Source organism: Mesorhizobium sp. M7A.F.Ca.AU.002.02.1.1 (assembly GCF_003998535.1).
Lineage (GTDB): Bacteria > Pseudomonadota > Alphaproteobacteria > Rhizobiales > Rhizobiaceae > Mesorhizobium > Mesorhizobium ciceri.
This window is the reverse complement of the sequence record NZ_RZPB01000037.1, coordinates 1-18,018: the sequence shown is the minus strand read 5'-3', so window position 1 is coordinate 18,018 and position 18,018 is coordinate 1. Positions and strand designations below refer to the sequence as shown.

The window sequence follows — 18,018 nt, the reverse complement described above, 5'->3', positions numbered from 1 at the left end:
CCATTTGCGCATCCAGCAATCGGTCCAGCTGCCGTCGCCATAATGCACGCAGACATCGATATTGGGCGCCCGCAAATCCTTGGGATCGTTGGAAGGAATAAGCGTCAGCCTTATGTCGGGATATTGCGCCATGAAACTGCCGAGCCGCGGTGTCATCCACAGCAACAGTAGCGCCGGCACGCAGGAGACCGAAAGTGTGCCGCTGCTCGCCGGCCTTGTCATGCGCTGGGTGGCGGCGGCGATGCCGTCGAACGCGGTCGACACCGCCGGCAGAAGCTCCGCGCCATGCGGTGTCAGCTTGACTCGCTGGCCGACCCGCTCGAACAGCTTGACACCGAGCGACTGCTCGAGCGCCTTGATCTGGTGGCTGACGGCGCCATGAGTGACGTTCAGCTCAGTCGCCGCCTTGGTCAGTGAACCATGGCGAGCCGTTGCCTCGAAGGCGCGCAGCGGATTGAGCGGTGGCAGGCGCTTGGTCATGGTACCACTTTGTTGTGAGATTTTCTCACAGAAAACACCCTAACAATATCAATTGATTTTTCAATGCCACTGCCAGACACTTGAGTTTAGAACAGCATCAAGACATGAAATCTGCAGGCAGCCAGCGGGACAGCGGCCCGGCCGGATGACGGTCGGTTCGCAGGCGTCACCCGCGCCGGCACTGCATCAGCCCAGGAGGAGCGGACATGGGATACGATCGCGGCAAGCTCGATGCGTTGCGTCGCAAATATGGTGAAAGCCATGGCGGCGAGATGTTCGACCCGAAATTCCGCAAGGTCGCCGACAAGATCTTCTCCAAGAGCGGCACGCGGCTGGCGCCCTATTCAGGCATCCCGACCTTTCTTGCCGCGCCCTACCGCGAAATATCGGCCGACAATCCGGATTTCGGCGATTTGCAGGTGGCGATGATCGGCGTGCCGATGGATCTCGGCGTCACCAACCGCCCGGGCTCGCGCTTCGGGCCAAGGGCGTTGCGCGCCATCGAGCGCATCGGGCCCTACAATCACGTGCTGGAATGCGCGCCGACGCATGAGCTCAGGGTCGCCGACATTGGTGACACGCCGTTCCGCAGCCGCTACCGGCTTGAGACCAGCCATGAGGATATCGAGCGCCGCACCAACCAGATCGTCGATGCCGGGGTCATTCCGCTGTCGATCGGCGGCGACCATTCGATCAGCCATCCAATTCTGAAGGCCGTCGGCAAGAAGGCCCCGGTGGGGTTGATCCATATCGACGCCCACTGCGACACCAGTGGCCTGTTCGACATGACCAAGTTCCACCATGGCGGCCCGTTCCGCAACGCGGTGCTTGACGGCGTGCTCGACCCGACGCGCACGATCCAGATCGGCATCCGCGGCTCGGCCGAATATCTGTGGGAGTTCACCTACGAGTCCGGCATGACCGTGGTGCATGCCGAGGAGGTGACCGGCCTCGGCATTCCGGCGATCATCGAGAAGGCGCGCAAGATCGTCGGCGACGGCCCGACCTATGTCTCCTTCGACATCGACAGCGTCGATCCGGCCTTCGCGCCGGGCACCGGCACGCCGGAAGTCGGCGGTCTGACGACGCGCGAAGTGCTCGAACTGCTGCGCGGCCTCAAAGGTCTTAACATCGTCGGCGGCGACGTCGTCGAGGTGGCGCCGCAATACGACTCGACCACCAACACGGCGCATGCCGCCGCACAGGTGCTGTTCGAGATACTGAGCCTGATGGTGTTCAGCCCGGCGATAACAGGCAAGGGCGCCTGACGTCTAGAAAAGCAAAGGCAGCCGCCGCGCTGGAGCCGGCGGCCGACCCGAACAAACAAAGCTTCCAGACAGGGGAATGACAATGACAATCCGTAAGACATTTGCCTCCATCGCCGCCGTGCTGATGCTCGGCACGGCCGGTTTCGGCCTCGCAGTTCAGGCCGCTAGCGCCGATGCGCTGGCGGACATCACCAAGGCCGGCACCATCAATGTCGGCGTCTTCGCCGACTTTCCGCCCTTCTCCTCGGCCAGCGCCGACATGAGCCTCAAGGGCTATGACATGGATGTCGCGCAATACATCGCCGATACGCTCAAGGTGAAGCTCAATCCCATCGCCGTCACCGGCCAGAACCGCATCCCGTATCTGAACGATCATCGCGTCGACCTGCTGATGAGCGTCGGCTATTCGAAGGAACGCGAGCAGGTCATCGACTTCGCCGCTGCCTACGCGCCCTACTACATCGCCGTGATCGGTCCGGCAGCGCTTGCCGTCAAAGGCAAGGAAGACCTCGCCGACAAGTCGATCGCCGTCAATCGCGGCACGCTGGAAGACACCTCGCTCACCGAGGCAGCACCGGCATCGGCCGACATCAAGCGCTTCGACAACTACAATTCGGTGATCCAGGCCTTCATCTCCGGCCAGACGCAGCTGATGGTCGTCGGCAACGATGTCGGCGCGCAGGTGCTGGCCAAGCAGGACGCACTGAAGCCGGAGCAGAAGTTCCAGCTTCTGACCTCGCCCTCGCATATCGGCCTCAACAAGAACGAAGACGGCCTGAAGAAGGCCGTGAACGATGCGGTCGCCAAGATGCTGGCCGACGGCAAGCTGGACGAAAGCTCGAAAGCCTGGCTGAAGACGCCGCTCAATCCCGACAATCTCAAGGATTGAGTTTCCGTGGCCTTTGGCTGGCTCCCGGGTGCCCTGGGCGACATCGCGCATGGCGCGGCCACGACGATCCTGCTGATCGCCGTGACCACGCTGGCCGGAACGCTGCTCAGCATCCTGGGTGCCGCGGGGCGGCGAAACGGCCCGGTGCTGCTCAAGCGGGCAATCGCCTGCTATGTCGAGGTGATGCGCAACACGCCGTTCCTGGTGCAGTTGTTCTTCATCTTCTTTGGGCTGCCCAGCCTGGGCGTCCGGCTCGACCCGCTCCTGGCCGCCATGCTGGCGATGACGCTCAACATGGCGGCCTACACCATCGAGATCGTCGGCGCCGGGCTTGACGCCGTGCCCGGCGGGCAGACGGAAGCAGCGCTGGCCCTTGGGCTGCGGCCACGCCAGGTGTTCGTCAAGATCGTGCTGCCGCAGGCGCTCAAGATCATCTACCCCGCGCTCACCAGCCAGATCGTCATCATGATGCTGGAGTCCGCCGTCGTGTCGCAGATCGCCGTGCGTGAGCTGACCTACGAGGCCGACATGCTGCAGGCACGCACCTTCCGCTCCTTCGAGACCTATTTCGTCGTGACGCTGGTCTATCTCGCTCTGTCGATGGCCTTGCGCCGGCTGCTGGTGTCAGGCGGGCGCCGCGCGCTCGGAGCCGGTGTGTCATGATCGAGTTCACCTTCTGGGACATCGTGCGCAACCTACTGCTCGCCGCCCGCTGGACGGTGCTGCTATCGCTGGCCGCCTTTATCGGCGGCGGCATCGTCGGCATGATCGTGCTGTTCTTCAGGATCGCTGAGAACAAATGGAGCCGGCGTGTCGCCTCCGGCTACATCGCCCTGTTCCAGGGGACGCCGCTCTTGATGCAGCTGTTCCTGATGTTCTTCGGCCTGCCGATGCTTGGTCTGCGCATCGAACCCTGGACGGCGGCGGCGCTCGGCCTCACCTTCTTCGCCAGCGCCTATCTCGCCGAAATCTGGCGCTCCGGCGTCGCGGCGCTACCCCTCGGTCAATGGGACGCCGGTGCCAGCCTCGGCCTGCACTATCTGCAGGAACTCAGGCTGATCATCCTGCCGCAGGCGTTTTCGATCACCCGCGCACCCACCGTCGGCTTCCTGGTGCAGCTGATCAAATCGACGGCGCTCACCTCGATCATCGGCTTCGAGGAGCTGGTGCGGACCTCCAACGCCATCAACAATGCGACCTTCGAACCGTTCAAGGTATACGGGCTGGTGGCGCTGATCTTCTTCGTCATGTGCTTTCCGCTGACGCAATACGCCCGCAGGCTCGAGAAACAGGCGGCTGCTCGCTGACGCGCCAAGGCAGCGCCCGATTTCAGACCGGCAACCCAAGCTGCTTGCGCAGGCTCTTGTCGAATTCGGATGCGGGGACGAAACGGCGCAGGAAACTGACCTGGCGCGCCATTTTTCCCGCCGCATAGCGTTTCTTCGGCGCGGGATCGGTCGCTGCTGCCAAAATGGTCTTGGCGACCACTTCGGGCGCATCGCCTTTTTCCATCGATTTCCGCACTGACATAGTCATCCCGGCGCGCGCGGAGTCGTAGATTTCGAGCGACCGGTCGGGGGCGGCAAGATTGTCCTCGAATGATGTGCGGGTATAGGCGGGCTCCACCAGCGAAACGCGAATGCCGAAGGGGCGCAATTCGTGATCGAGCGACTCGGAATACCCTTCGATGGCGTGTTTGGTCGACGAGTAAAGCGCGAAATAGGGAGCGGGGATGAACCCCTGTACCGAGCTCAAATTTACGATTCTGCCCTTCCCTTGGCGCCGCATTGCCGGCAGCACCGCGTTGGTCACGCGCAAGACGCCGAAGACGTTCACGTCGAACAGCGCCTTGGCCTGGGCGGTCGAGGACTCCTCCGCGCCGCCAAACAGCCCCATGCCGGCATTGTTGACAAGCACGTCGATGCGTCCGGCCGCGGCCAGAACGTCATCGACCATTGTCGCGACGGACGCGTCGTCGGTCACGTCGCAGGTCAGCATGGTCACGCCGGCGGATTGCTGTGAGGCCGTGCGACGGCTGGTTCCGAAGACGCGAAAGCCAGCGCCGAGCAAGGCGTCGGCGGTAGCGCGCCCGATGCCGGAAGATGCCCCTGTGACAAGGGCGACGCCGGGACTGGTCTTGTTCATGGAAATCATATCCTTCTTTGCGTTGGATCGGATTGGGAAAAGCATTGAGATAGGCCGGGGCAAAGGGCGTCGGTCATGACTGCGTCTGGCCACCGCTAGTTCCAGCGTCTGAACAGGGCGCTGGCATTCACGCCGCCAAAGCCGAAGCCATTGGAGATCGCGTACTCCATCTCCATGGGCCGGGGTGCGTTGGCGACGAAGTCGATTCCGTCGCCGGCCGGATCGGCCTCGCCCAGGTTGAGGGTTGGCGGGGCGACCTGATCCCTGAGCGCCAGGATTGCGAAGATCGCACCAAGCCCGCCGGCCGCTCCGAGCAGGTGTCCGGTCGCCGATTTCGTGGCACTGACAGCTATCGCGAAATCGCGCCCGAACACGCTCTTGATCGCTTCGATCTCACCCAGGTCGCCGACTGACGTGGAGGTCGCATGCGCATTGAGATGACGAACGTCGCGTGGCGAAATCCCTGCCTGGGCAATCGCGATCTGCATGGCCCGGCGCGCGCCGTCGCCGTCCTCTGGCCCGGAGGTGACGTGATGGGCATTCGCCGTCGTGCCGTAGCCGACGAGCTCAGCAATCGGTTTTGCGCCGCGCGCCAACGCGTGGCTCAACGCCTCGATGACCAGCACGCCGGCCCCTTCGCCCATGACGAAGCCGTCGCGCGATGTGTCGAAAGGGCGCGAGGCTTGGGCCGGCGCCCAATTGAAGCCGGTTGAAAGAGAACGAGCGGCGGCGAAACCGCCGAGACTGACGGTGTTGATGCACGCTTCCGTTCCGCCGCACACGGCGATGTCGGCTTCGTTGGCGCGGATCAGGCGGGCGGCGTCGCCGATCGCCTGGATGCCTGCCGCGCACGCCGTCACCGGTGCGCCGAGTGGACCTTTGAAGCCATGACGGATCGAGATGTGGCCCGCCGCGAGGTTCACCAGGAAGGACGGCACCGTAAAGGGAGACAGGCGGCGGGCGCCACGCAGGTCCACCGTGCGCACCGCCTCGGTGATGGCCGGGAACCCGCCGACACCTGAAGCGATGATCGTGGCCGTGCGCAGGCGATCCGTCTCCAAGGCAGGCTTCCATTGCGCCTGCGCAAGCGCCTCTTCCGCCGCCGCCAGCGCGAAGAGAATGAACCGGTCTACCTTGCGCTGATCCTTCGCGGACAGGACGGCATCGGCATCGAAACCAGCCTCGGGGTCTTCGCCCAGGGAGGGAACCACGCCGCCAATCTTAGCCGGCAGCTCTCCCACCACATCGTCAGGAAGCCTGCGAACGCCAGACCGGCCGGCAAGCAGGCGTGACCAGGACGCTTCGACATTGGCGGCAAGGGGCGTGACCGCACCCATGCCCGTGACGACAATCCGTTCCATCTGCTCTCCTATCCTTGCTGTGCTGGCGGCGCTGCTCGCGCCGTTCAAGTAGCGACTGCTTCGCGAACCTGATCGGCCGCCGCATCCAGAAAAGCCTGCGCAAGGTCGGGGTCGTTGACGACCCGCGACAGCACGACCGCGCCGACCATCGTCGAGAGAACGGCCATTGCCTTGTTGCCGGTCTTTTCGATGTCGCCCTCGCCAACCCAACCGCCGAGCATCTCGAGGTACGCCTTGATGCCGGCTTCGAATGACGCCTTCACCTCGGCACCTTGCCTGGCGGCATCCGAGCCGAGCGCAACGACCGGGCAGCCGTCCATCTTTTCTCCGCGATGATCCATGCTGAGGTAGAATGAGATCACCCCGTCGAGCGGGTTCCCGGGATTTGCCGCGGTCGCGGCCGACCATTTGTGGGTGGCGCTTTCCATCGCCCGCCTGGACGCCAGCGCCGCCAGATCGTCCTTCGACTCGAATTGCTTGTAAAAGGCGCCCTGGGTCAGCCCGGCCCCTTTCATCAGATCCTTGAGGCCGATGCCGTCGAACCCGCGCTCCCGAAAAAGCCGGCTTGCCACATTGATCACGGTCTCACGGTTTTCCGCGGCCTGAGTGCGACTTACACGCATCGTCATCTCCTTTTTTAGATTGCATTCGTAATCTATACCCTATATAGAGGGTGAACGCAATCTAAAAAAGGACAAATGAGATGATCCGCAAAACCTTGGGCGCCTCGCTGCTGGCGGCGCTGTTTCTTGCAACCCCGGCTCTTGCCGAGGAAGCCACCATCGGGCGCCCGATCGAAGGCGGTAGCCTGCACCAGGCACACCTGGACATGGTGGTCTACTACGTTCCGGACGGCGACCTGCTTGAGGTCACCGCCACTTTCGCACCGAAGACCGGGGGTGATCCGCTGCGGGTTGTCATGGGCCTCGCCAACAGTGACTCCGTGGCGTTTTCCATACCTGGCCACCCGGGCTCGCTCTACGCGTTCTCAAGGTCCGGTGAGGAAGTGACGGTCTCGACCGAGACGGACACATCCCTGCGAGCCGACGCGACAATGCCCTGACCTGACGCGCAGACCGCGGCCGAGCGATGCTGGCCGGGGTCTCGCGTCGGAACGGCGCGCCACCGATAAGTTTGGAGAGAGGTCACATGCTTTACAGCTATTTTGTCGAGAAATCGATCCGGCAGAGCTTCGACGACGTCAACAACCATCGCTGGGATGCGGCGGTGAAGGCCATCGCGCCGCATGTCCATCACCGGGTTGGTGGCGCACACGCGCTTGGTGGCGAGCGCCACGACAAGCAGGCCCTGCGCCGGTGGTTCGAGCGCCTCGGCCGTGTTCTGCCCACTCTCCATCTCACGGTCAACCACGTGTGGGTGAAGGGCTGGCCGTGGCATACCACCGTGTTTGCCCAGTGGGATGGCACCGCTACCCTGCTCAACGGCGATACGTCCTACGTCAACCGTGGTCTCCACGTGTTCACGCTGCGGTGGGGCAGGGTTCATGCGCTCGAGGAATTCTACGATTCACAGGCGGCGGCGCGCGCTCTCGCCGCCCAGGCCGCAGCCGGCCTCGAAGAAGCTGTCGCCGAACAGACAACAAGCTAGCACAAGCGCGGTCCGAGGACGCCCAAGGTCTACGGGCCGGTGGCGCCGATCGTCTTCGTCTCGTGCCTTGCGCCCACGCACTATGCGCGCAGGCTCGAGAAGCGAGCGCTGGCGCGCTGGACTGCAGGCCCTGCATCGATGCCGGTGCTGTCGCGGCAACGGTCGAGCCGAGGCAGGCATACAGCTTTCCTCTTGGGAATAGGACTTGACATCTTGCCGTTCGAATTGTCCATTTGAAGCTTGACCGGGCCGAACGGGGCGGCGAGGGACAGGGGCAAACCGGCGGGTGGATAGACAGTCGAGTCGAGTGCTGTTGAGGACGGTCGGGCTGACAAAAGCCTTTCGAGGGCTGGTTGCCCTGCGTGATCATTCCATCGAGCTCCACGAACGTGAAATCATTGGGGTAATCGGGCCGAATGGCTCGGGCAAGAGCACGCTTTTCAACCTGATCACCGGCTTCTCCCAGCCGAATTCCGGTAGCATCGAGATGGAGGGCCGGTCGATCGTCGGCCTGCGCACATCGCAGATCGTCGCGATGGGCATCGCCCGCACCTTCCAGGGCTCTCGCCTGTTCGGCAGCCTCAGCGTCGCGCAGAACGTGCTGACGGCGGCGCAGTTGCGCCATCCTGTCGGCGCCGCCGATACCGTGCTGCGCGGTCGGCGTTATCGCGAGCGGGTGGCCGCGACCCGGCAGAAGGCCGACGAACTCCTCGACCTCATGGGCCTGACAGATCAGGCCGGCAGGGTCGCCGCGGATCTTCCCTACGGCGATCAGCGGCGGCTGGAGATTGCGCGTGCGTTGGCGACCGGCCCGCAACTGCTGTTGCTCGATGAGCCCGCTGCCGGTCTTGATTCCAACGAGACCAAGGTGTTGGCAGCGCTGATCCGGACGATCCGTGACCGCTATGGCGTAACGGTGGTCGTTGTCGAGCACGACATGGACCTGATCATGGCGCTGTGCGAACGCATCCAGGTGCTGGCGACTGGCGAGGTGATCTGCGTCGGAACACCGGAGCAGGTACGCGAACACCCGAAAGTGCGGGAGGCGTATCTTGGCCACGCCTAGCCCCGTTCTGCTCAGTGTCGAGAACCTCGAGGTCAATTTCGGCGCGGTGCGTGCGCTGAAGGGCATTTCGCTCGACGTCCATGCCGGCGAGGTGGTGGCGTTGGTGGGCGCCAACGGCGCCGGCAAGAGCACGACCTTGCGCACCATTTCCGGCCTGTCGCGGCCGCGCGGCGGCAGGATCATCTTCGATGGCAAGCCGATTGGAGGTGTCGCTCCGTCGCGCATCGTAAGTCTGGGCATCGCGCAGAGCCCGGAGGGCAGGCGCCTGTTCGGCGGCCTGACGGTGGCTGACAATCTGCGGCTCGGCGCCTGCACCCGCACCGACAAGGATGCCATCCTCAGAGACAGCGAGCGCATGTTCATGCTGTTCCCGATTCTCAAGCAGCGGCTGAAGCAACTGGCCGGCACGCTGTCGGGCGGCGAACAGCAGCAGCTTGCTTTGGCGCGCGCGCTGATGGCGGCGCCGCGCCTGCTGCTGCTCGACGAGCCTTCGCTCGGCGTTGCGCCGCTGCTGGTCCGCCATATCTTCAGCGCGCTTGCCGAACTGAAGCGCCAGGGCATGACGATGCTGCTGGTGGAACAGAACATCACGCTCGCGCTGGACCTCGCCGACCGTGCCTATGTGCTGCGCACGGGCCAGGTGGCGCTGTCTGGCCGGTCCGCGGAACTGCGCGACAGCGAACGCGTGGCGCAGGCATATCTCGGGGCGGCAACATGACCCAGCTGGACTATATCCTGCAGCAGATCGTCAATGCGGTGAGCCTCGGCAGCCTCTACGCACTGGTGGCGGTCGGTCTGTCGATCGTCTTCGGCGTCCTCAAGCTCACCAATTTCGCGCATGGCGACGTCATGATGGTAGGTGCCTTCGGGGTTGCCTTGCTGGTCGGCATCGGCGTTCCGTTCCCGGTCGCCGTGATCTGCGGCATCGCCGCAGCCGCCGCCGCCGGCTTCCTCATCGAACGCATCGCCTACCGCCCGATCCGCGACGCGCCCGACGTTGCGCGACTGCTGACCAGCCTCGCCGTCACCTACATCATCGAGAATGTCGGCATCCTGGTGTTCACCTCCTCGCCGCGCAATTTTCCACTCCCCGATATTCTCAACACCTCCTGGGAAATGTCGAACGGCGCCATCACCTTCACCAGCATCAATCTCCTGACCATCGCGCTGACCTTCGTGTCGCTGCTGCTCCTCGGCTGGTTTATCACGCGCACCACGACTGGGCTCGGCATGCGCGCCGCAGCCGAGGACATGTCGGCGGCACACCTTGTCGGTCTGAACGTCAACCGGCTGATCATCGTCGCCTTCATCGTCGCATCCGCCTATGCCGGCCTCGCCGGCATTTTGTGGGCGGCACAGGCCGGCGTGGTGCAGCCGCAGATGGGCTTCACGCCGCTCCTGAAGGCTTTCGTGGCGGCAATCATCGGCGGCTTCGGGTCGATCGCGGGCGCCCTGGTCGGCGGCTACATATTGGGCGCGCTGGAGATATTCATCGTCGCATTCCTGCCGAGCAGCGTCTCGTCCTATCGCGACGCAATCGTCTTCGCCGTGCTGATCGCCTTTCTCCTGGTGCGCCCGGGCGGGCTGCTCCAGCCAAACCGGGAGATAAAGCTGTGAGCCGGGAAGCGCGGATCACACTCCTCGTCCTCGTCGCCGTGGTGGCGGGGGCAGCTGTCGCATTCGGTGCGCCGCACGTGCTGAGCGACTATTTCGTCCGGATTATCCTGCTGATCGCGCTGAATGCAATCCTGGTGCTGGCGCTGTCGCTGAGCAACGGTTTTACGGGCGTGTTTTCGCTCGGCCATGTCGGCTTCATCGGCGCCGGCGCGTATATTTCGGGAATCCTGTCGATCCCGGTGCAGCAGAAGATGGCATTGCTGCCGCATCTGCCGGGGTTTCTGCATGCTTTCAGCCTCCCCTTCCTGCCGGCGACGCTGGTGGCAGGTCTTCTGACGGCATTGCTTGCGGTGGTCGTCGGTTATCCCTTGATGCGCCTGTCGGGCTATTTCGTTTCGGTGGCGACGATGGGATTCTTGATTATCGTCAACGTGGTGCTGATCAATGCGTCGGATTTCACCCGAGGTGCCCGCACGTTTACCGGCGTGCCGCTGGAGACGACGTTGCCCTGGGTGATGGGTTGGCTCGCCATCACGGTGTTCGTTCTGGCGCGCCTGGTTTATTCGCCTTTCGGGCGCGCCATGAAGGCGGTGCGCGACGACACGATCGCGGCCAGCGCTGTCGGAATCGGCGTGCTGCGGACCAGACTGATCGCCTTCGTCATCGGCGCGTTCTTCTCAGGCGTCGGCGGGTCGCTCTATGCGCATTATCTCGGCTCGTTTTCGCCGAACACTTTCTACTTCGCGCTGACGATGAGTCTGATCACAATGCTGGTGCTGGGCGGCATGGGCTCCCTGACCGGCGCGGTGGTCGGCGTCATCTGCGTTTCGCTGTTGTCGGAGATCCTGCGCTCGGTCGAACGCGGCTTCACGATCGGCGATTTCGCGGTGCCGGCCCTGTTTGGCGCCAGCCAGATCGTGCTCGGCTTCATCTTCATTCTAGTCATGATCTTCCGGCCGAAGGGGATCATGGGGGACCGGGAACTTATGTTCGGATCAACCCAAAGATCGGCAACGGTGAACCAGACAGAGGAACGAAAACGATGATCAAACTCACTCGACGCGGTACCATCGGCCTGGGACTGGGCGCATTCTTCGCGCTTGCCTCGGCCAGCACGGCACTTGCTGCCGACACCATCAAGATCGGCTATCCGGCAAACCTGACCGGCATCCAGGCCTCGCTCGACGGTCCGATGCTGAATGGCGCCAAGCTGGCAGCGAGCGAAATCAACGCCGCCGGCGGCGTGCTCGGCCAGCAGATAGAACTGGTGATCTACGATTCCAAGAGCGATTCGACGACGATCTCGACCGTCGCCAGCCAGTTGATCGACAGCGACAAGGTCGTCGGCATCATCGGCTTCGCCGATTCCGACTCGGTGCTGGCCATCGGACCGCAGGTCCAGACGGCGCAGATACCGTTCATAACGCCAGGCGCGACCTCGCCGAAATTGCCTAGCCAGCTCGGCAACGAGATCTTCCTCGCCGCCTTCGGCGACAACGTTCAGGCTGCGGTTGGCGCGGAATTTGCGCTGAACAAGCTGAACGGCAAAACCGCCTACCTGCTGACCGACATCGGCACTGAATACACAACGCTGCTGTCGGACTACTTCGTCACCGCCTACGAGCATGGCGGGGGCAAGATTTTGGAGCGCGACACCTACAAGATCGGCGACAAGACCTTTACCGCGCAGATCGCCAAACTGAAGGCGCTGTCGCCGCAGCCAGACTTCGTCTATGCCTCGTCGAATGCCGAGGAAATCGGCCTGATCTTGAAGCAGATGCGCCAGGCCGGCATCAACCTGCCGGTGGTCGGCGGCGACGGCTACGACACGCCCTTGCTGATCCAGGTCGGCGGCGACGCGGCCAAGGACACCTACTTCACCACCCACGCCTATATCGGTGAGGGCGCCACCCCGAAGGTGCAGGCCTTTATCGACGCCTACACCAAGTCGGTCGGCAATGCCCCGGAGAACGCGTTCGCTGCGCTCGGCTACGACTCGGTCAAGCTGATGGCCGACGCGATCAAGCGTGCCGGTGCGCCGGATCCGGCCAAGATCCGTGACGCGCTGGCCGCTACGTCCGGGCTCGACGGCGTGACCGGCACGATCACCTACCGCCCGGGCATTTCGGTGCCGGACAAGTCGGTCTCGGTCATTGGTGTCAAGGACGGCAAGCTTGTCCTGGCAAGTGAAGCGGCACCGACCTTCGTCGCGGAGCCGTGATCTTGTCCACTCCGGGCTCCCTTTGGGACATCTACAGGTCGCGGCTCTCCGCCGCGACCTTCACCGACCTGACGCATGCGTTTCATCCGGGTCAGCCGCATTTCCCGGCCTTCCCGGACGAGGAGCGCAGTGCGTTGCTCGATTTTTCGAAGGGCGATGCCTTCCAGGTCCACCACTACGCCTTCGTCGGACAGTGGGGCACCCATGTCGATCCGCCGGTGCACTTCATCGACGGCGGCCGCTCGATCGACCAACTGCCGGTGGCGGAGATGCTTCTGCCGCTGGTCATCCTCGACATCAGCGACAGGGTCGCCGCCGATCCCGACGCGACGCCGACGCTCGACGATATTTCGGCCTGGGAGGCGCGGAACGGCCGTATCCCGGAAAAGTGTTTTGTCGCACTTCGCACCGGCTGGTGGCCGCGCTGGCCGGACCCCGTGGCGTTTCGGAACAAGTCGGCCGACGGTATCTCCCATGCGCCTGGTTGGTCGAAGCCGGTGCTGGAGGAGCTTTTGGAACGCCGCGGTGTTGCTGCGATCGGGCACGAGGGCATGGACACTGATCCCGGCCGTGCCACTTCCGCAGGTGACGCAAGCCTGGAATACTATGTGCTGTCGCGCGACTGCTGGCAGATCGAGCTCTTGGCCAATCTCGACAAGGTGCCCGAAGCCGGCGCGTTGATAATGGCAAGCTGGCCAAAGCCAAAGGCCGGATCTGGCTTCCCGGCTCGCGCTGTCGCCATCCATGAAGCGGCCGGCTGAACGCGTGAAGCCGCTGCTGGCGGCGGTCGAGGGGCCGCCGCACAACGATCATCAGACACGGAATTCAGACATGGATATAGATACAGTCCGCGATGCTTTTCCGGCGATGGCGAGAGGTGCCGAGCCGAAGAAGCGGATTTTCTTCGACAATCCCGCGGGAACCCAGATGGCGAGCCGTTCGATCGAGCGTATGACGCGTGTCATGATCGAAACCAACGCCAATCTTGGTGGCTATTTCGAAACCTCACTCGCGGCCCAGGCGATGGTCGACGACGCGCATCAGGCGATGGCCGATTTCTTCAATGCCGCCGACCGGCGTGAGGTGGTGTTCGGCCAGAACATGACAACTCTGACTTTCGCCGTCTCGCGCGCCATCGGCCGCGATCTGAACGCCGGCGACGCCATCGTGCTGACGCGCATGGATCATGACGCCAACGTCGCACCCTGGCTGATGCTGGCGGAGGATCGGGGGCTTGAAGTACGCTGGATCGACCTCGATCCAAAAACCTTCGAACTCGACCTGTCGACGCTGGAGGCGACTATCGACGAGGACGTCAAGCTGGTCGCTGTCGGCTATGCCAGCAACGTTACCGGCACGATCAACGACGTGAAGCGGATCGCGCAGCGCGCCCGCGCGATCGGGGCGCTGAGCTATATCGACGCGGTGCAGTTCGCGCCGCATGGGGTGATCGACGTCCAGGAGATCGGCTGTGATTTCCTGGTTTGCTCGGCCTACAAATTTTTTGGACCGCATCACGGGGTGTTGTGGGGCCGTTTCGATCTGCTGCAGGCGCTGACCGCCTATAAGGTGCGCGCGGCTTCCAATACGCCACCTGGAAAATTCGAGACGGGAACGACAAGCCGCGAGGCGCTTGCCGGGGTGCTTGGCGCCGTCGAGCACTATGCCTGGCTCGGACAGTCCTTCGGCAACGTCCACCCGCAGGCGACGCGGCGGGAGCGAATCGTCGCCGGCATTGAAGTCGCCGACCGTTATGAGCGTGTCCTGACAGCACGGCTGATTGCCGGATTGTCCAGAATTGATGGCGTCTTGATCCAGGGCATATCCGATGTGGCGGCGCTGGCGCGCCGTGTGCCTACCGTGTCGATCACCGTTGACGGAACCGATCCCGCGGACATCGCCAGGGCGATGGCAGAGGAAGGCATCTATCTCTGGCACGGTCACAATTACGGTTTGGAGCCAATCAAGCGGCTGGGGCTTGCGGACCGCAACGGTGTCGTCCGCATCGGGCTGGCTCATTACAACACCGAGGCGGAAGTCGATTTCCTGCTGGCGAAGCTGGCGGACTGGATGAAGACGCGGACCTGACATGCGCGACAGAAACGGAACCCCGAGGATCGGCGTCAAGCTGCGCCATGCCAGACAGGTGCTTGGCCTCAGCCTGGAAGAGCTCGGCGCCCGCATCGGGCTGACAGAGGGTTATCTCTCGAAGATCGAAAACGACCGCGCTACGCCGTCCATGGCGGCTCTGCACCGGCTGGTGCAGGCACTGGGCATCAACATGAACGCGATGTTCGGCACGCTGCAGCACAATGCCTCGGAAGTGTTCGTTTTGCGGCAAAACGAGCGTCCGCACATGGAGACGGGACATCGGCGTTCGGGCAACCATGTCGTGCTCGAGCAATTGGTGCCGTCCGGTCCGGAATATCTGCTGCAGATCAACGTCCACGTGATCGAGGCCGGCGGCGGCAGCCCCGAGTTGATCAGCCACAAGGGACAAGAGTTCGGCTACGTGCTCGAAGGTTCCGTCGAATTGCTGGTCGAGGCGAACGTGGTGGCACTCGAGGCAGGCGACGCGTTCTATTTCAACTCCGAACTCGGCCACGGCTACCGCAATATCGGTTCGACCACGGTCCGCATCCTCTGGGTCAACACGCCGCCGACATTCTGACCGCCTCCAGCGCGGCGCCGGATTTCGAGGGAGTTCTGCAGACGTCGTTCAATGAGCCAACGTCCACAGGACAACAGCCGCCGAGCCCAACCGTCCTGTTTCAATGCCCGAACGCGAGCGGCGGGGCCAGTCGGTCGCGCCGCAGCCAGCGCGCCAGCAGCAGCGCGGCCACCACGGCCAGCCCCGTCGACAGGCCGATCCAGATGCCGACGCCATGCAGGCCGAAATGGAAGGCGAGCAGCACGCCGAGCGGCAGGCCGACGCCCCAATAGCCGATCGCGGCATAGATCATCGGCACCTTGGTGTCGTGCAGGCCGCGCAGCATGCCGGCGGCCACCGCCTGGGCGCCGTCGAAGACCTGGAATAGCGCCGCGAAGACCAGGAACGACACGGCAAGTTCGATCACCCTGGCATTGGCCGGATTGCTCAGATCGATGAAGGCGCTGATCAGCGGATGCGGCCACAGGATCATCACCAGCCCCATCAGCGCCATGAACGAGACGCCGATGACGAAGGCGGTCCAGCCGGCGCGCGACACGCCTTGCGGATTGCCGGCGCCATGCGCAAGGCCGACGCGCACCGTCACCGCCTGGTTGAGGCCAAGCGGCACCATGAAGGAGATCGAGGCGATCTGGATGGCGATCGCGTGCGCGGCCAGCGAATCCGCGTCGATCAGGCCCATCAGCAGGGCGGCCGCATTGAAGATAGTCACCTCGAAGGCGAGAATGCCGGCAATCGGCAGGCCGAGCCGCAACAGGCCCTTGAAGCGTGGCCAGTCCGATCGCCAGAACCGTCCGAACAGACGATAACGGCGGAACTTCTTCTCCAGCATCACCACGGCAGCCAGGCCGATGAACATCAGCGTTGAGGACAGCGAGGTGGCAAGGCCCGACCCGGCAATGCCCATCGACGGCACGCCGAGATTGCCGAACATGAACACCCAGTTGAAGAAGGCATTGCAGGCGACGGCAACAAAGACGATGACCAGCGCCCAGCCCGGCCGCTCCAGCGCCGAGATGAACGAGCGCAGCACGATATAGAAGTAGAAGGGCAGCACCGCCCATTCGAGCCAGCGCAGATAGATGCCGGCCTGATGCGCCAGTGCCGGTTCCTGGCCCATGGCCAGCAGAATGCCTTCGCCGTGCCAAAGCACGAGCCAGATTGGGATCGAGATCAGGATCGCCAGCCACAGGCCCTGGCGCACGGTGCGGCGCAGGTCGCGCACCGAATAGCGGCGGCGGCCAAGCTCGGTGGCGATCATCGGCGATGTCGCCAGCATCAGGCCGAGGCCGAAGATCAGCGGCATGAAATAGAGGTTGGCGCCAAGCGCGCCACTGGCCAGCGTATCCGGCCCCAGCCGGCCCATCATCATGACGTCGGTGGCCGTCATCGCGGTCTGGCCGAGATTGGTCAGCACCATCGGCCAGGCGAGCGCCAGCGTCGCCCTGATTTCCTGACGCCAAAGATTTTCCGGCGCGCGAGCGCCGGCTTCGATCGCAGACATTGTTCCGCTCTTTCCAGATACGGCACGTCGGCATTAAAGCCGGAAGCCGCATTTCAAACGGCAAAACCTTCGGTTTCGCGGCGTTTGCGTCAGCTTCTGGACGAAACGCGACATGAAGGCAAGAGAGGAGGGACGGGAACGGATTGAGCCAGGGACCGGCCCCGGTGCTCTAGCGGATCGCGTCCAGCATCCGCCGCTGGCGGTGCATCTCGAGGAAAACCTTGTAGTCGCGGTCGAAACGCCCTGATGATTTCGGGTTCGACGCGCGCGTCCTGCCGCCTTGCTGCATGGCAAGACAGGCCGCGTTGAGGTCGGGAAACAGCCCGGCCGCGGTGGCGGCGATCATGCCGGTGCCGAGCAGCACCGCCTCGTCGGCCAGCGGCTCGATCACCGTGCAGCCGGTGGCGTCGGCATAGAGCTCCATCAACAGCGGGTTCTTGGTGTGGCCGCCGGTGACATGCAGCGTATCGATCAGATAGCCGTTCTCGTTCAGCGCCTCCAGCACGTGGCGCACGCCGAGCGCGATGCCGACGGCGGTGCGCCAGTAGAGTTTGCACAGGCTGTCGAAGGAGGAGTCCAGCGTCAGCCCGCTGACGACGCCGACGGCATGCGGATCGGCGAGCGGTGAGCGGTTACCATGAAAATCGGGCAGCACATGCAGCCGCGCGGCAAGGTTGTCGCCCTCGGTGGCGCGCAGCTCGGCGACACGCCTGGCGATCTTCGCATGCATGGCGGCATCCGGCTCGCCGCCGGCGCCGTGCCAGCGGATGATGTGGTCGAGCAGGGCGCCGGTCGCCGACTGGCCGCCTTCCGACAGCCACAGCCTGGGCAGCGCCGCGCCGTAATAGGGACCCCAGACGCCGGCGAAGGGCTGCGGATCCGGTGACATCGCCATGACGCAGCTCGACGTGCCGGCGATCAGCGCCAAATGCCGGCCGATGTCCTGTTGGTCGCCGGCAAAGCCGCCGAGCACGCCAAGCGCACCGGCATAGGCATCGATGACGCCGGCGCCGACCCGGCATTTCTCGCTCAGCCCAAGCTCGGCCGCTGCCTGGGCGGTCAGTTGGCCAATATAAGCGCCGACCGGGCTGGCCTTTTCCGGCAAATTGCCGTGCTCGAAAAGATCGCCGAGGCCGACGAGCGCAAAGAAGTCGCGCCGCCAGCCGGCCTCTTCATGCGCCAGATAGG

20 protein-coding genes are annotated in these 18,018 nt (G+C 63.8%); 14 read left to right on the top strand and 6 right to left on the bottom strand.

Going from position 1 to position 18,018, the window contains the following annotated elements:
• Positions 1-480: LysR family transcriptional regulator (locus EN879_RS04530; RefSeq protein WP_127273958.1), on the bottom strand; the 480-nt coding region annotated here is incomplete at its 3' end.
• A gap of 206 nt (positions 481-686) precedes the next feature.
• On the opposite strand from EN879_RS04530, the gene speB reads away from it, so the two are divergent.
• The 4 genes from speB to EN879_RS04510 all read left to right on the top strand — a co-directional run bounded on the left by speB (position 687) and on the right by EN879_RS04510 (position 3,944).
• On the top strand, positions 687-1,748 hold the full coding sequence (gene speB / locus EN879_RS04525) for an agmatinase (RefSeq protein ID WP_013528438.1): 1,062 nt from the start codon (positions 687-689) through the stop codon (positions 1,746-1,748).
• A gap of 82 nt (positions 1,749-1,830) precedes the next feature.
• Positions 1,831-2,637 carry a transporter substrate-binding domain-containing protein gene (locus tag EN879_RS04520; protein WP_013528437.1) on the top strand — a complete coding sequence of 269 codons (807 nt, stop codon included), beginning with the start codon at positions 1,831-1,833 and terminating at the stop codon, positions 2,635-2,637.
• Positions 2,638-2,643: 6 nt separating this feature from the next.
• Positions 2,644-3,300 (top strand): amino acid ABC transporter permease, encoded by a 657-nt coding sequence (locus EN879_RS04515; RefSeq protein WP_024502057.1) that lies wholly within the window; start codon positions 2,644-2,646, stop codon positions 3,298-3,300.
• A complete protein-coding gene (locus EN879_RS04510; RefSeq protein WP_024502056.1) occupies positions 3,297-3,944 on the top strand; it encodes an amino acid ABC transporter permease in 648 nt (215 codons plus the stop codon). The genes EN879_RS04515 and EN879_RS04510 overlap by 4 nt, the downstream gene beginning before the upstream one ends.
• A 22-nt stretch (positions 3,945-3,966) precedes the next feature.
• Here EN879_RS04510 and EN879_RS04505 read toward each other — a convergent pair whose 3' ends face one another.
• The 3 genes from EN879_RS04505 to EN879_RS04495 form a co-directional block, all read right to left on the bottom strand.
• Positions 3,967-4,782 (bottom strand): oxidoreductase, encoded by an 816-nt coding sequence (locus EN879_RS04505; protein ID WP_063170427.1) that lies wholly within the window; start codon positions 4,780-4,782, stop codon positions 3,967-3,969.
• Between the two features lie 95 nt (positions 4,783-4,877).
• The gene (gene fabF, locus EN879_RS04500) at positions 4,878-6,143 is read right to left on the bottom strand and encodes a beta-ketoacyl-ACP synthase II (RefSeq protein WP_082826620.1); all 1,266 of its coding nucleotides are present in this window, start codon (positions 6,141-6,143) and stop codon (positions 4,878-4,880) included.
• Positions 6,144-6,187: 44 nt separating this feature from the next.
• Positions 6,188-6,766 (bottom strand): TetR/AcrR family transcriptional regulator, encoded by a 579-nt coding sequence (locus EN879_RS04495; protein WP_063169745.1) that lies wholly within the window; start codon positions 6,764-6,766, stop codon positions 6,188-6,190.
• An 80-nt stretch (positions 6,767-6,846) separates the two neighbouring features.
• Between EN879_RS04495 and EN879_RS04490 the strand changes: the two genes are divergently transcribed.
• The 10 genes from EN879_RS04490 (at position 6,847) to EN879_RS04445 (ending at position 15,326) form a co-directional block, all read left to right on the top strand.
• Positions 6,847-7,206 (top strand): hypothetical protein, encoded by a 360-nt coding sequence (locus EN879_RS04490; RefSeq protein WP_063169746.1) that lies wholly within the window; start codon positions 6,847-6,849, stop codon positions 7,204-7,206.
• 86 nt (positions 7,207-7,292) lie between these two features.
• A complete protein-coding gene (locus EN879_RS04485) occupies positions 7,293-7,751 on the top strand; it encodes a nuclear transport factor 2 family protein (protein WP_063169747.1) in 459 nt (152 codons plus the stop codon).
• Positions 7,752-8,037: 286 nt separating this feature from the next.
• Positions 8,038-8,817, top strand: a complete 780-nt coding sequence (locus tag EN879_RS04480; RefSeq protein WP_024502054.1) for an ABC transporter ATP-binding protein — start codon at positions 8,038-8,040, stop codon at positions 8,815-8,817.
• Complete coding sequence (locus EN879_RS04475; RefSeq protein ID WP_013528428.1) at positions 8,804-9,535, top strand: ABC transporter ATP-binding protein; 732 nt, start codon at positions 8,804-8,806, stop codon at positions 9,533-9,535. The genes EN879_RS04480 and EN879_RS04475 overlap by 14 nt, the downstream gene beginning before the upstream one ends.
• On the top strand, positions 9,532-10,434 hold the full coding sequence (locus EN879_RS04470; protein WP_024502052.1) for a branched-chain amino acid ABC transporter permease: 903 nt from the start codon (positions 9,532-9,534) through the stop codon (positions 10,432-10,434). The genes EN879_RS04475 and EN879_RS04470 overlap by 4 nt, the downstream gene beginning before the upstream one ends.
• The gene (locus EN879_RS04465; RefSeq protein ID WP_082826621.1) at positions 10,431-11,480 is read left to right on the top strand and encodes a branched-chain amino acid ABC transporter permease; all 1,050 of its coding nucleotides are present in this window, start codon (positions 10,431-10,433) and stop codon (positions 11,478-11,480) included. The genes EN879_RS04470 and EN879_RS04465 overlap by 4 nt, the downstream gene beginning before the upstream one ends.
• A complete protein-coding gene (locus EN879_RS04460; RefSeq protein ID WP_013528425.1) occupies positions 11,477-12,655 on the top strand; it encodes an ABC transporter substrate-binding protein in 1,179 nt (392 codons plus the stop codon). Before EN879_RS04465 ends, EN879_RS04460 begins: the two co-directional genes overlap by 4 nt.
• A 2-nt stretch (positions 12,656-12,657) precedes the next feature.
• The gene (locus tag EN879_RS04455; RefSeq protein WP_063170429.1) at positions 12,658-13,416 is read left to right on the top strand and encodes a cyclase family protein; all 759 of its coding nucleotides are present in this window, start codon (positions 12,658-12,660) and stop codon (positions 13,414-13,416) included.
• 70 nt (positions 13,417-13,486) lie between these two features.
• Positions 13,487-14,743 carry a cysteine desulfurase-like protein gene (locus EN879_RS04450; RefSeq protein WP_063170430.1) on the top strand — a complete coding sequence of 419 codons (1,257 nt, stop codon included), beginning with the start codon at positions 13,487-13,489 and terminating at the stop codon, positions 14,741-14,743.
• A 1-nt stretch (position 14,744) separates the two neighbouring features.
• On the top strand, positions 14,745-15,326 hold the full coding sequence (locus EN879_RS04445) for a cupin domain-containing protein (protein ID WP_013528422.1): 582 nt from the start codon (positions 14,745-14,747) through the stop codon (positions 15,324-15,326).
• Positions 15,327-15,426: 100 nt separating this feature from the next.
• Here EN879_RS04445 and EN879_RS04440 read toward each other — a convergent pair whose 3' ends face one another.
• Together EN879_RS04440 and EN879_RS04435 are read right to left on the bottom strand one after the other, a co-directional pair.
• A complete protein-coding gene (locus tag EN879_RS04440; RefSeq protein WP_013528421.1) occupies positions 15,427-16,830 on the bottom strand; it encodes an MATE family efflux transporter in 1,404 nt (467 codons plus the stop codon).
• A gap of 169 nt (positions 16,831-16,999) precedes the next feature.
• On the bottom strand, positions 17,000-18,018 hold a 1,019-nt coding region (locus EN879_RS04435), incomplete at its 5' end, for an FGGY-family carbohydrate kinase (protein WP_245493792.1).